This window comes from Lentzea nigeriaca (genome assembly GCF_016907955.1).
Lineage (GTDB): Bacteria > Actinomycetota > Actinomycetes > Mycobacteriales > Pseudonocardiaceae > Lentzea > Lentzea nigeriaca.
In genome coordinates this window covers 208,623-221,772 of record NZ_JAFBCX010000008.1, presented here as the reverse complement: position 1 = coordinate 221,772, position 13,150 = coordinate 208,623, and the positions used below count along the sequence as shown (strand labels likewise).

Genomic DNA, 13,150 nt, shown 5'->3' with positions numbered 1-13,150 from the left:
GTGCCTGAGTTGCGAGCGTCGGCGCTGGTCGACGCGCCTGTTGCCGCTGTTGCCGGTGCCCTGCTGGACACCTCGCTGATCACCGGGTTCGGGGTGAAGGTGCCCGGGAGCCTGTTGTGCCTCGGGGACGTGCTCACCGGACCGTTCGGGGTCGAGCTGACGGTGACGCGGGCTGACCTGTCCGGGGTGTCGGCGGCGGGGGACTTTCTCCAGCTGCACACCGATCTCGTGGTCACCGGGGCCGGGACGATGGTGGTCGACCGGGTCGGGTGGACGACCGTGGGCGGGGTGGTCGGCCGGTTCGCGGACGTCACCGTGGGGCGAGGTATGGCGTTGCGGGTGCTGGAGAAGCGGTCGGCGTTGCTGGCGCGGCGGTGTCGGGAACTGACGGAGGCCCGCATCGTGGTCGGCGCGGCGATCGTCCGGAATGGACGGTTGCTGGCCCAGCAGCGTGCCTACCCCGAAAGCCATGCGGGGCAATGGGAACTGCCGGGCGGACGCGTCGAGGACGGGGAGAAGCCGGAAGAGGCGCTGGCACGCGAGTGCGTGGAAGAGCTCGGTGTGTCCGTCGTGGTCGGTGAGCAGGTCGGGCCGGACGTGCCGTTGAAGAAGGACATGATCCTGCGGATCCACGCGGCTCAGCTCGGCGGCGGTGAGCCGGAAGCGTTGGAGCACAACGCTGTCCGGTGGCTCACCGCCGACGAGCTGCCCGGCGTGGACTGGCTGCCGGCCGACCGGGTGCTGGTGCCTGCCCTTCAGGCGCTCCTCACGTGAGCCCGGAGAGGCGCAGCGCCGCGTTCAGGCGGTGCTGCGCGCGCTCGCGGGCCCTCTCCGCGCCCGCGGAACGGATGCGGTCCAGTTCCGCGGGATCGGCGAGGAGCTCCAGCGTGCGGTCGCGGACCGGGCGCAGTTCCTCGATCACCGCTTCGGCCACGACGTTCTTGAGGTCGGCGAACCTGCTCGTGTAGTCCTCGGGATCCTTGCCGGTGCAGGAGGTGAGGATCTCGGTCAGGTTCGCGATGCCCTCGGTGGATGACACGGCACGACGGACCTTGCGCCGCACCAGGTCCGGCTCGTCGAGGACGAACACGACGCCCGTGGAGTTCTGTGCGGACTTGTCCATTTTGCGCGCCGGGTCCGCCAGGTCCTTGATGCGCGCGCCCACCTTCGGCACCACGGCCGTCGGGACGATGAACGCCTCGCCGTACGCGTTGTTGAAGCGGCGGGCGAGCGCGCGGGCCAGTTCGACGTGCTGGAGCTGGTCCTCGCCCACCGGGACCTCGGCCGTGCCCTGCAACAGGATGTCTGCCGCCATCAGCACCGGATAGGTGAGCAGGCTGAGGCGCACGGACTCGCGGCCGAGCGACTTCTCCTTGAACTGGATCATGCGCGCGGCCTCGCCGTACGTACAGGTGCACTCCAGGACCCAGTTGAGCGCTCCCAGCTCGCGGATCAGGTCGCTCTGCACGCACACGCTCGCCGGGTCGATGCCGGACGCCACGAGAACGGCGAGCTGCTCCCGCGTCATGGATCGGAGGCGTTGCGGGTTGTGCGACGACGTCATCGCGTGCAGGTCGCTGATGAAGTACACGTCGTCCTCAGTGCCCTCACGCGCCCACGTGCGCAGCGCCCCGAGGTAGTTGCCCAGGTGAACCTGGCCGGACGGGGTGATGGCCGACAAGCGGATCATGATCGTTGGTCCTTCCGTGAAGGACCGCCCGGACGAAACGCACAAAAAAGCCGCCCGTCTCGGGCGGCCTGTGGTCGTGTCAACGCACAGCTACTCCGGCCGCCTGAAAGCGGCCCACCAGAAGGTGTTCAGAGTGCGCACGATCAGCAGTATAGGACTACCGTTGAAGGATGTTCATCGTGCTGCTGAAGTACGCCGCGCCACTGGAACAGATCGACTACGCCCTGCCCGACCACCGAGCGTGGGTCGAGAAGCAGTACGAGCGGGGCTTGTTCCTCGCGTCAGGGCGTCAGGTGCCGAGGACCGGCGGCGTGATCATCACGCGGCCCATGCCCCGCGGCAGGCTCGAAGCGCTGCTCGCCACGGACCCGTGGGCCGAGCAGAAACTGGTCACGTACGAGATCTGCGAGTTCGAGGCGACGCGGACCGCGCCCGAGCTCGTGAAGCTGAACGAGGCCGTGCTGCAGCACTGAGGCCTTCGCGCGAGCCGTGCGATCGCGGTGTCGGGCACGCGATCGCGGGTGATGTTCGCGCCTAGGATCGGGTCGTGGCCACCGAGACGTCCGGCAAGCTCCGCGTGTTGCACCGCGCCCTGGCTGCCCGTCCGAACGAGCCCGTGCTGTTCGCGGACCTGATCCGCGAGGTCTGGGGCGATGACGTGCCGGCGCAACGGCTGCCCGCGTTGCGCACGTTGGTGAAACGCTTGCGCAGGGCCATCCCGGACGAGATCGTCACCGACGCGTCCGGCTACCGGCTGAAGGTCCGCACGCCGGGACCGTGTCAGCTACCCGCCGACCTGCCGGACTTCGTCGGCCGCGAACGCGAGATCGAGCGGCTGGAGCGAACGGGGGACGGGGTCGTCGCGATCACCGGCGCGCCCGGTGTCGGCAAGACCGCCCTGGCCGTCCGACTCGCCCACCGCCTGCGCGAGCGGTACTTCGACGGCCAGCTCTACGTGAACCTCCGCGCGTTCGCCTCGGGTCCGCCGGTGACGGTGGAGCAGGCGCTGAGCGGCTTCCTGCGGGCGCTGGGCGTGCCGCAAGCGGCGATCCCGTCCGCGCTGGGCGCCCAGATCGAGATGTACCGAGCGGAGCTCGCCGGCAAGCGGGTCATGGTCGTGCTCGACAACGCCACCGAGGACCTCGTCGAACCGCTGCTGCCGGAGACCCCCGGCTGCCTCGCGATCGTCACCAGCCGCCACGACCTGCCCGGCCAGCTGCGCCTCGACGTGCTCTCCGACGACGCCGCGCACGACCTGCTGGTGAGCATGCACGTCGGCGGGACCGCCGAGGAGCGCGCCGAGCTGGTGCGGCTGTGCGCGCACCTGCCGCTCGCGTTGCGCATCGCGGGTGCCAACGTCGCGCACGGACACATCGAGGACTACCTGGCCGAACTGCGCGGCGACCGGCTCGACGTACTGGAGATCGACGGCGACAAGGCGGTGCGGGCGGCGTTCGAGCTGTCCTACCGCGCGTTGACGGGCGCGGCCAAGCGGATGTTCCGGCTGCTCGGCCTGCCACCCGGCGCCGACCTCGGCCTCGACGCCGCGACCGCGCTCGCGGATGGAGATCCGGAACGTCAGCTGGGCGAACTGGTCGGCGCCGGGCTCGTCGACCACATCGGCGAGCGGTACGTCCTGCACGACCTGATCAGGCTGTACGCCGCCGCAACCGCGGACCGTGACGACGAGGCCGGGCTCCTCCAGCTGTACGGGTGGTACCTGCGGACCGCGTTCAAGGCCATCAGCCTGGTCGTGCCGGAGACCAAGCTGCTGACCGAACCCGACCTCGACGGCCCCGGCCTCGAGTTCACCGGCCGCGACGACGCGGCCGCGTGGCTGGAGGAGGAGCACTCGAACCTCGTCGCCGCGGCGATCGCGGCACCGTCGCCCTACTCCCAGCAGCTCGCCGACGTCCTGCGCATCCACCTCTACGTCGGCCGGTTCGAGATCGACAACGCGCTGGTGTTCGCCGCGGCGCTCCGCACCGCGCGGGCAGCGGGCGACCGTTCGGGACAGGCGGCGGCGCTGTTCGGGCTCGGCATGTCCTGCTGGAACCGCAGCGCGTACTCCGAGGCCATGCTCCGGTTCACCGAGGCGATGGAGCTCGCGGAGACGAAGGCGGCGGTGGCCATGATCCACAACGCCGCCGGGATCGTGCTCCTCGAAATGGGAGACACCAACGAGGCGATCGACCGCTTCACCAAGACGCTGGCGTTGCGGCGGGAGCTGGGCGACGAGCGCGGGTCCGTGACCGCGCTGGGCAACATCGCCATCTGTTACGGCACACGGGGTGAGCTGCGCAAAGCCGCCGAGTACACGCGCGAGTGCGTCGAGATCGGCAAGAGGCTCGGACTCGACAACCACCGAGCGCTGATGATGGACAACCTGGCCGTCTGCTACTTCGAACTGGGTGAGCTCGACCTCGCGCTGGAGAGCTCCGCCGAGGCGGTGCGGCTGCTCGACGGCCAGAGCCAGCAGCGCGCGCTGGCCAACGCGCTGGCGAGCCTCGCCCGCATCCACGCCGAACGCGGTGAGGTGGCGGAGGGTCTGGCGGCAGCGCGGTGGTGCTTCGAGGTGGCGGAGGTGTCCGAGCACGTCAAGGCGAAGATCGACGGCCTGGTGGCGATGGCCGTGCTGGAGCCGGACCAGGCGGCCGAGCACGCCGGTGCCGCCGTCGAACTCGGCCGCAAGATCGGTTACGGGCCCGGCGTGACGACCGCGTCGATCCTGCTGGCGCGGGCGACCGGCTCGGTGGAGCTGATCGACGAGGTGCTGGCGGAGATCCAGGAGTCGGACAACCTCATGGACCACGCCCGTGCGTTGCTGGTCCGCGCGCACCTCACCCGTTCCGTTGCCGACGCGCGTGAGGCGCTGGCGGCGGCGGAGCGACGCGAACAGGCGAAGGTCGTGGCCGACGCACGGGAGCTGCTCACCGTGCTGCGGCGCTGACGCTGTTCGGCCAGCCACGCGAGCGCGGCGTCGAGCACGCGATCTTCGGTGGTGTTCGAGTTCGAGACCGGTGTCTGCGGAGCGATCGGCTCGTTGCCGTAGGTGCGGCCGGTGCGATCGGCAAGGTACGCCATCGTGATCGCCAGCCGCGCGCCGTCGGGCAGCGGGAACGTCTGGTTGGCCGTCGCGAGACCGCCGGTCGGGACGGTCAGCGCCGGTGGCGAGCCCCTGAGGTGGCTCGTGACCAGGTGGGTGTGCGGGTTGCCGAGCGCGGCGATCACCTGGCGGATCGCGTCGTGAGTGTCCTCGGGAGTGCGGGCGTCCGCCGTGGCGACGTGAGCTTGCGCACGCAACGCGGGCCAGTCGGCCTTCTCCATCGAGTGCTGCTCGAGGAGGTCGAGTGCCCTGTCGACGTACGCCCTGGCGCTCAAGCGGCCTTCAGGGCCTTCTTGGCTGCCTTCGCCGCCTTCTTCGCGGCCTTCTTGCGGGCCTTGTCACGCTCCTTGAGCAGGAAGGGAACCGGGCACCGCTTGCACTGCGGCTTCGACCGGCAACACTTCTTCTTGAGCTTCTTACCCACTGGCTGCACTCCACTCCGACACGTGTCGCTAGAGTAGGTGAGGCTCACTTCACTAGGCACTCTTGTGTGGTAATGCCGACGCGGCCGGTACTCTGGTGTACGGCTGTGCGCATCGACGTGTCCGGCGCGAGCCCCTCCAACGCCTTCGAAGCTCTAGGAGTTCTGCGTGCCCACGGCCACCGCGTCCGCCCTTCAGACGCGCACTGACCTGCGTAACGTCGCGATCGTCGCGCACGTCGACCACGGCAAGACCACTCTGGTCGACGCCATGCTGCGCCAGTCCGGCGCCTTCTCCGCGCGTGCCGAGCTCGTCGACCGGGTCATGGACTCGGGCGAGCTCGAGCGTGAGAAGGGCATCACGATCCTCGCCAAGAACACGGCTGTGCGCCGCCACACGCCGGAAGGCGACGTGATCATCAACGTCGTCGACACCCCCGGCCACGCCGACTTCGGCGGTGAGGTCGAGCGCGCCCTGTCGATGGTCGACGGCGTCGTCCTGCTCGTCGACGCCTCCGAGGGCCCGCTGCCCCAGACCCGCTTCGTGCTGCGCAAGACGCTGGCCGCGGGCCTGCCGGTGATCCTGCTGGTCAACAAGGTCGACCGCCCCGACGCCCGCATCTCCGAGGTCGTCGACGAGGCCCACGACCTGCTGCTCGACCTGGCGACCGAGGTCGGCGCCGACGAGTCCGTCCTGGACCTGCCGGTCGTCTACGCCTCGGCCCGCGCCGGCCGCGCGTCGCTGAACCAGCCGGAGGACGGCGGCCTGCCGGACGAGGAGAACCTCGACACCCTGTTCAAGGTGCTGCTCGAGCACATCCCGGCCCCGACCGTCGACGTCGACGGCCCGCTGCAGGCCCTCGTCACGAACCTCGACGCCTCGACGTTCCTCGGCCGCATCGCGCTGTGCCGCATCCACCGCGGCACCCTGCGCAAGGGCGAGACGGTGGCCTGGTGCCGCGCCGACGGCGAGCCGCAGAAGGTCCGCATCACCGAGCTCCTGATCACCGAGGCCCTCGACCGCATGCCCGCCGAGGTCGCCCGCGCGGGCGACCTGGTCGCCATCGCCGGCATCCCGGACATCACGATCGGCGACACGCTGGCCGACGCCGACGCCCCCGAGGCCCTGCCGCGCATCACGGTCGACGAGCCCGCGATCTCGATGACGGTCGGCGTGAACACGTCCCCGCTGGCCGGCCGCAACGGCGGCACCAAGCTGACGGCAAGGCTTCTGAAGTCCCGCCTGGACTCCGAGCTGGTCGGCAACGTGTCCGTCCGCGTCCTCCCGACCGAGCGCCCGGACACCTGGGAGGTCCAGGGCCGAGGCGAGCTGGCCCTGGCCATCCTGGTCGAGCAGATGCGCCGCGAGGGCTTCGAGCTGACCGTGGGCAAGCCCCAGGTCGTCACCCGCACCGTCGACGGCAAGGTCCACGAGCCGTTCGAGCGCCTCTCCGTCGACTGCCCCGAGGAGCACCTCGGTGCCGTCACGCAGCTGCTGGCGAACCGCAAGGGCCGCATGGAGAACATGTCGGGCCACGGCACGGGCCGCATCAAGCTCGACTACGTCGTCCCCTCCCGGGGCCTGATCGGCTTCCGCACCGAGTTCCTGACCGAAACCCGCGGCACGGGCATCGCCAACGCCGTCTCCGAGGGCTACGCCCCGTGGGCAGGCGAAATCCGCACCCGCCACAACGGCTCCCTGGTGGCCGACCGCGCGGGCTCCGTCACCGCCTACGCCATGATCCAGCTGGCCGACCGCGGCACCTTCTTCGTGGAGCCCGGCGCCGACACCTACGAGGGCATGGTCGTGGGCGAAAACCCGCGCGCCGAAGACCTCGACGTGAACGTCTGCCGCGAGAAGAAGCTCACCAACATGCGCTCCTCCACGGCCGACGTGATGGAAACCCTGGCCCGCCCCCGCAAGCTCTCCCTCGAAGAGGCCCTGGAATTCTGCGCCTTCGACGAGTGCGTGGAGGTCGCCCCGGAGGTCGTCCGCGTCCGCAAGGTCACCCTGGACGCGAACATGCGAGGCCGCGAGCGCTCGCGCCTGAAGCAGCGCGGCTGATCTCCGCCGCCAAGCGGACGTAACGCCTGACAGGGGCGGCCGGGCCAGTGGCCTGGCCGCCCTTCGTCGTGTCCGGGGGCAGCTCGGGGTGGCAAGCATCCGCCACGGCAACGCTGCGCAGGCTGGCGCAGGCGTCCCCTTGGATTCAGGTTCCCCCGCGACCCAACGTACGCGGCGGGTCTGACACTCAGGGCGACGGCGACGGCGACGGCGACGGCGACGGCGATGCGAGCCAAGGCGCACCCCGAAACCGCGATGCGAAACGAGCCGGACAGCCCTCCTGCCGCGCATGGCCAATGGGGAAGCCGAGGCAGTGTGCGTGGCCATGCGAAACGCGCCGTACAGACCTATGCCGCGATGGGAAGCGGTAATTCTGGAACCCGACCGCACAATCTCAATCGTCGCGAAGCGGCGATGAAATGACCCCGCGCGTTAATGCCTACGCAACCACCTACGCAAGGTGACCGAACCGCATTGGCGGCCCCTCCGCTGGAACTGGAACCGGCCACCCCAAACCGACCCCCACACGCCCCCAGCAGAGCGTCGCGGCTTGGTTGTGTTCCGTTGAGCCGGGCAGGGGGCTGGGCGGTCTGGTGCTCATCTCCCAAAGCCCGGATGGTCGCGTTCTCATGCACGTCGCTGCCGAGTTGGCGGTAGAGAAATGCTGACGCAAACGTTTGCTGATCACCCCGACTGCTGCCAACCGTGCAGTTGGCAGCCATGAGAGCGCGATCTTCATGATCGAAGCGCGGCTGCCTGCCGGCATCACCCTCACTGTCACATCCCAAGAGATAGCTGCGACACGCCACTAGCCGGACCACTCGAAGCCGGCCCCGTTTCAATCGCCCAAAACCAGCCGACCCCACCCCCGAACCACCCGTCCAGGTGAGCCGTACTACCCACCGTACGAGCAACCCGCCCTACCTCAGCGACGTCCATCAAGTGGCGCGGGTGACAAAACCTGGGTTGCCCGAACGCCACTACCACCCTTCTGGCAATGTGAGGACCATGAGGCGACTCGGGGGAGTGCTGGCTGCCGCCGTCCTGTGCGGCACAGCCGCGGCGTGCACGAACACGCCTCCGCCACCCCTGGTCCCCAAGTCCGAGGCCCCGGTCATCACCACGACGGGTCCGAAGGTCACCGAGATCGTGGTGGGCGTCGACGACGTGGCGGGTGGTTACAACCCGCATTCGCTGGCGGCCCAGAGTCCGATCACCACGGCACTGAGTTCTCTCCTGCTCCCGAGCGTGTTCCGCACCGGTCCGGACGGCGCCCCCGAACTGGACCGCAATCTGATGGTGAGCGCCAAGGTCACCAAGGCCGAACCGTTCACCGTCACCTACACGATCCGCAAGGACGCGAGCTGGTCGGACAGCGCGCCCATCGCCGCCGAGGACTTCTCCTACCTGTGGCAGCGTATGCGCGTCGAACCCGGCGTTGTGGATCCGGCAGGTTACCGGCTCATCAACAACATCAGCGCCAGGGAAGGCGGCAAGGTCGTCGAGGTCGCGTTCGGCAAGCCGTTTCCCGGTTGGCGGTCGCTCTTCGCGAACCTCCTTCCCGCGCACCTCCTCAAGGACGCGCCTGGCACCTGGTCGAACGTTCTGAGCACCGGGTTCCCGGCCACCGCCGGTCCGTTCCAGGTCAGGTCACTGGACGAACCGCGGGGCGAGGTGGTGCTCGAGCGCAGCGACAGGTACTGGGAGGCGCCGACGACGCTGGACCGCGTGGTGCTCCGCCGGGCCACCCACAGCGCGATGGCCGAGTCACTGTCCAAAGGCGACAACCAGGCGGCTCTGCTGAGGGCCGACGCGGCGGACGTCAACCTGCTCAAGGCGATCAAGAACCTCACGACGAAGCCGGTGCCGCGCAACGAGGTCGTCCAGGTCCTGCTCCGGCCGGCCAGTGAGCAGCTCAAGGACGTCACGACGCGCAAGGCGATCGTTGCCGCGCTCGATCGCGAGGCGCTCATCGCGTCCGGCACCCAGAGCGGTCCCAGTGCGCAGTACCGGGCCGACTCGTTCGTGATCCCGCCCAGCCGCACCGGTTACCAGGCGACGATCCAGGGCGGCACGCTCAACCCGGCGGCGACCGACCAACTCCTCACGGCGGCCGGGTACGCCAGGAACGCGCAGAACCAGTGGGAGAAGGCGGGCAAGCCGCTCAAGCTGAAGATCGCCGCGCCGGAGAAGGCCGAGCCGTACGACGGGCTCGCGAACCGGATCAAGGCGCAGCTGACCGAGCGCGGGATCGCGTCCGAGGTGGTCACGCCCAACGCCGAGGAGCTCTTCAACAAGCAGCTGCTCGAGAAGGACATCGACATCGCCGTCGTGCCGCGCGTCGACGCGGGCGACTCGGCGGCCGGGCTCGCGAGTCTGTACGGGTGTGCGCCTGACGCGCCTGACGGAGGGACGCCCAGTCCCGCGAACCCGGCCGGGTTCTGCGACCAGGCGATCCAGGCGGACGTCGATGCCGCGCTCAACGGCAAGGTCCTGCTCTCCGACGCGCTCGCGCGGATCGAGCCGCAGCTGCAGGCCCAGGCCGTCGCGTTGCCGTTGTTCCAGGTAGTTGATCTTCTTGGTGTGCTGCCAACGGTGGTGTCCGGTGTCGACACCGGGGCGCCGCTCGCCGGAGTGCTCAGCGGGGCGCCCGAATGGCGGAGGCTCGACAAGTAGCGACGGGATGGAAAACCCGTTGCGAAGGCCGTTCTCTCGTTGCTACGTTCGGCCGCCCTTGTTGACAGAATTAAAGGCGCCCGGTCAACGAACGCATTCGCCCGGTAATCGGGCCATTGCGGCGCGCTACAAGGTGTCTCCATTGGGTCACGATCGCCCTCTCAGGTAGTGACCGCTGGCTCACCGGGTTCTTACCGTGCTGCCCACGATGTGCCGGTTCGGGGCGCGTATGGCACATCTCGGTTATGGGCGTGCATGCCGACTTGGCCTCGGCCGCCCAGTGCTAGGAGGGCACGTGTCAATGAGGAGAACCAAAGCACTTCCGGCGATCGCGTTGCTCGCCAGCGCGTCTCTCGTGCTGGGTGCCTGCGGTGGCGGCGGCGGTGGCAACAACGCCGACGGTGGCGACGCCACCATCGCGGACATGGCTACCGCGCGCGGCGAGTCCGCGGACGGCTACACCGCGCCGGAGACGAAGCAGAGCGGCCAGATCGTCGTGACGACCGACAAGCCGTTCACCTCGTACAACAACGCGACCGAGGACGCGAACCAGTCCTACAACACGTTCGCGCTGGTCCTCGTGCAGCCGGGTGCGCACATCCTGAACGGCAACAACAAGTTCAGCCTCAACAAGGACGTCATGGAGAGCATCGAGGTCACCTCGAAGTCTCCCCAGGTCGTCACCTGGAAGCTGAAGAAGGGCGTCAGCTGGTCCGACGGCGAGGCCTGGGACTGCGACGACTTCTACATGGCGTGGTTCACGCAGAGCAACGCGGCCAAGAAGGCCGACAAGGGCAAGTACTTCAAGCCGGCCGGCACCACCGGTTACGACCTGATGACCGGCGAGTGCAAGGACGACCAGACGTTCGTCGGCACGTTCGCCGAGCCGTACCCGGACTACATCGGCCTGTTCAACAACGACGTGCTTCCCGCGCACATCGTCGAGAAGCAGACCGGCTTCGCCGACATCACCAAGTTGACGAAGGACAGCCCGCCGGCCGACCTGCAGAAGGTCGCCGACTTCTGGAACGAGAAGTGGAACGGCTTCACCAAGGAACTCATGCCTGGTGCGGGCCCGTACGTCCTGACCGGCTTCGAGCCGAACCAGTCGGTGACGCTGGAGCGCAACCCCAAGTGGGCCGGCAAGCCCGGTGGTCCTGAGAAGATCGTCCTGAAGGCGGTCTCGGACCCGGTCGCGCAGGCGCAGGCGCTGGAGAACGGTGAGGTCGCCGTCAACTCCATGGCCCAGCCCGACGCGAACGCGGCCACGAAGCTGAAGAGCCTGAAGCCCCAGGGCATCACGTTCGGTGCCGGTCCCGGTCTCTCGTTCGAGCACCTCGACCTGCAGTTCAAGAACCCGGTGCTGGCCAAGGAAGAGGTCCGCAAGGCCTTCTTCATGTGCGTCAAGCGCCAGGACATCATCGACAAGCTCATCACCGAGGTGCAGTCCGACGCCAAGCCGCTGGGCAGCCTGATCTTCTTCCCGAAGGACGAGGGCTACAAGGACGTCTACGGCGACAAGGCCAAGGGCGACCCGGCCGCGGCGAAGAAGATCCTTGGCGACGCGGGCTGGACGCAGGGTGCCGACGGCGTGTTCGCGAAGGACGGCGTGCGTGCCTCCTTCCGGATCAGCCACACCGACATCCCGCGCCGCAAGCAGACCGTCGAGCTGATCCAGGGTCAGTGCAAGGAAGCCGGCATCGAGGTCAAGGACGACACCGATCCGAACTTCCTCGACGAGCGCGTCTCCGCCGGTGACTACGACGTCGCGCTGTTCGCGTGGTCCGGCAGCCCGCTGAAGAGCGAGAAGAAGTCGATCTACGAGACCGGCGGTGGCCAGAACTGGCAGAACCTGAGCGTTCCGGCCGCGGACGAGGCCTTCAAGTCGGGCGTGTCCCAGACCTCGATCTCGGACTCGCTCAAGTACTTCCAGAAGGCCGACGAGGAGATCGCGAACGCCTACGGCTCGCTGCCGCTGTTCCAGATGCCGAACATGTGGGCGTTCAAGGGTCTCGACCGCGTGTACTTCCAGAGCTACTACGGCGCGCTGTGGAACGCCAACGAGTGGCAGACCAAGTAACCGCCATAGCTGAAGTGCGCAACGCCTGACCGGGCGGGGCCGGACCACGAGTCCGGCCCCGCCCGAGCCGGGTTGCCCCCTAGGAGCCCGCCCGTGATCCGCTACATCATCCGGCGCCTGCTGATCTCCATACCCATCCTGCTGATCGGCAGCTTCGCCTGTTACGTCCTCGTCGCCTCCGCCGGAAACCCCTTGGCGGAGATGCGATTCCGGCCCGGCGTCACCGAAGCCGACATCAAGGCCGCCGAGATCTCCCTCGGCCTGGACAAGCCCGTTTTCGTCCGCTACTGGAACTGGCTCACCGACTTCCTGTCCGGTGACTGGGGCCAGAGCATCGCCCTCGGGCAGGCCAAGACCGCTGTCTTCCCAGCCGTCACGGACGCGCTGTGGACCACCGGACGGCTCGTCATCGGTGCCGAACTCCTGGCTCTCACCCTGGGTGTCTCGGTCGGCGTGCTCGCCGCCGTGCGCCAGTACTCGATCTTCGACTACCTCGCCACCAGCACCGCGTTCCTGATGTTCTCGATGCCGATCTTCTGCGTCGCGGTCATCGTGAAGAACTACGGCATCCAGTTCAACAACGTCCTGGAGTCGATGGGGCTGGAGCGCTGGCTCACCACCGCGGGTCCGCGGCCGGGTGGCTTCAGCGGCAGCTTCGGCGAGGTGATCTTCAAGTACACCGGCACGTTCCTGCTGCCGACCGTCGCGCTGATGCTGATCAGCTTCGCCGCGTACAGCCGGTTCGAACGCGCCTCCATGCTGGAGATCCTGCACTCGGACTTCGTGCGCACCGCGCGGGCGAAGGGCATCTCGCAGAGCCGCGTGATCTTCCGGCACGCGTTCCGCAACGCGCTCATCCCCGTGGCCACGCTGTTCTCGCTGAACTTCGGTGGCGTGCTGTCCGGCGCCATCATCACCGAGACCGTGTTCGGCTGGGCCGGCATGGGCACGCTGCTGGTGAACTCCGTGCGGCAGTTCGACCCGCCGATGCTGATGGGCTGGCTCGCGGTCACCGCGACGCTCATCGTGCTGTTCAACCTGGTTGCCGACGTCGTGTACGGCATCCTCGACCCGAGGATTCGCCTTGGCTAACATCAACTTGGCGCCCGAGG

At 68.4% G+C, this 13,150-nt stretch carries 10 protein-coding genes; 8 read left to right on the top strand and 2 right to left on the bottom strand.

The annotated features are described in order from the left end of the window. Positions 1-774, top strand: a complete 774-nt coding sequence (locus tag JOD27_RS45280) for a (deoxy)nucleoside triphosphate pyrophosphohydrolase (RefSeq protein WP_307830347.1) — start codon at positions 1-3, stop codon at positions 772-774. Here JOD27_RS45280 and trpS read toward each other — a convergent pair. Then, the gene (gene trpS, locus JOD27_RS27605) at positions 767-1,690 is read right to left on the bottom strand and encodes a tryptophan--tRNA ligase (RefSeq protein WP_204765190.1); all 924 of its coding nucleotides are present in this window, start codon (positions 1,688-1,690) and stop codon (positions 767-769) included. The genes JOD27_RS45280 and trpS overlap by 8 nt on opposite strands. Positions 1,691-1,860: 170 nt before the next feature. On the opposite strand from trpS, the gene JOD27_RS27600 reads away from it, so the two are divergent. The 3 genes from JOD27_RS27600 to JOD27_RS27590 all read left to right on the top strand — a co-directional run bounded on the left by JOD27_RS27600 (position 1,861) and on the right by JOD27_RS27590 (position 4,940). Further along, positions 1,861-2,163 (top strand): YciI family protein, encoded by a 303-nt coding sequence (locus JOD27_RS27600; RefSeq protein WP_204765189.1) that lies wholly within the window; start codon positions 1,861-1,863, stop codon positions 2,161-2,163. 74 nt (positions 2,164-2,237) lie between these two features. Continuing rightward, positions 2,238-4,640 carry an ATP-binding protein gene (locus JOD27_RS27595; RefSeq protein ID WP_204765188.1) on the top strand — a complete coding sequence of 801 codons (2,403 nt, stop codon included), beginning with the start codon at positions 2,238-2,240 and terminating at the stop codon, positions 4,638-4,640. A 111-nt stretch (positions 4,641-4,751) separates the two neighbouring features. Beyond that, on the top strand, positions 4,752-4,940 hold the full coding sequence (locus JOD27_RS27590) for a hypothetical protein (protein WP_204765187.1): 189 nt from the start codon (positions 4,752-4,754) through the stop codon (positions 4,938-4,940). Positions 4,941-5,067: 127 nt separating this feature from the next. Here the strand turns inward: JOD27_RS27590 and JOD27_RS27585 are convergent, their stop codons facing one another. Further along, positions 5,068-5,220, bottom strand: coding sequence for a hypothetical protein (locus JOD27_RS27585; protein ID WP_204765351.1), 153 nt, complete (start codon positions 5,218-5,220; stop codon positions 5,068-5,070). 166 nt (positions 5,221-5,386) lie between these two features. On the opposite strand from JOD27_RS27585, the gene typA reads away from it, so the two are divergent. The 4 genes from typA to JOD27_RS27565 all read left to right on the top strand — a co-directional run bounded on the left by typA (position 5,387) and on the right by JOD27_RS27565 (position 13,130). Next, positions 5,387-7,282, top strand: coding sequence for a translational GTPase TypA (gene typA, locus JOD27_RS27580; protein WP_204765186.1), 1,896 nt, complete (start codon positions 5,387-5,389; stop codon positions 7,280-7,282). A gap of 1,008 nt (positions 7,283-8,290) precedes the next feature. Beyond that, complete coding sequence (locus JOD27_RS27575) at positions 8,291-9,958, top strand: ABC transporter family substrate-binding protein (RefSeq protein WP_204765185.1); 1,668 nt, start codon at positions 8,291-8,293, stop codon at positions 9,956-9,958. A gap of 301 nt (positions 9,959-10,259) precedes the next feature. Continuing rightward, positions 10,260-12,038: an ABC transporter family substrate-binding protein gene (locus JOD27_RS27570; protein WP_204765184.1), complete on the top strand. Its 1,779-nt coding sequence runs from the start codon at positions 10,260-10,262 to the stop codon at positions 12,036-12,038. 93 nt (positions 12,039-12,131) lie between these two features. Beyond that, positions 12,132-13,130, top strand: a complete 999-nt coding sequence (locus JOD27_RS27565) for an ABC transporter permease (protein ID WP_204765183.1) — start codon at positions 12,132-12,134, stop codon at positions 13,128-13,130. Positions 13,131-13,150: the final 20 nt, after the last annotated feature.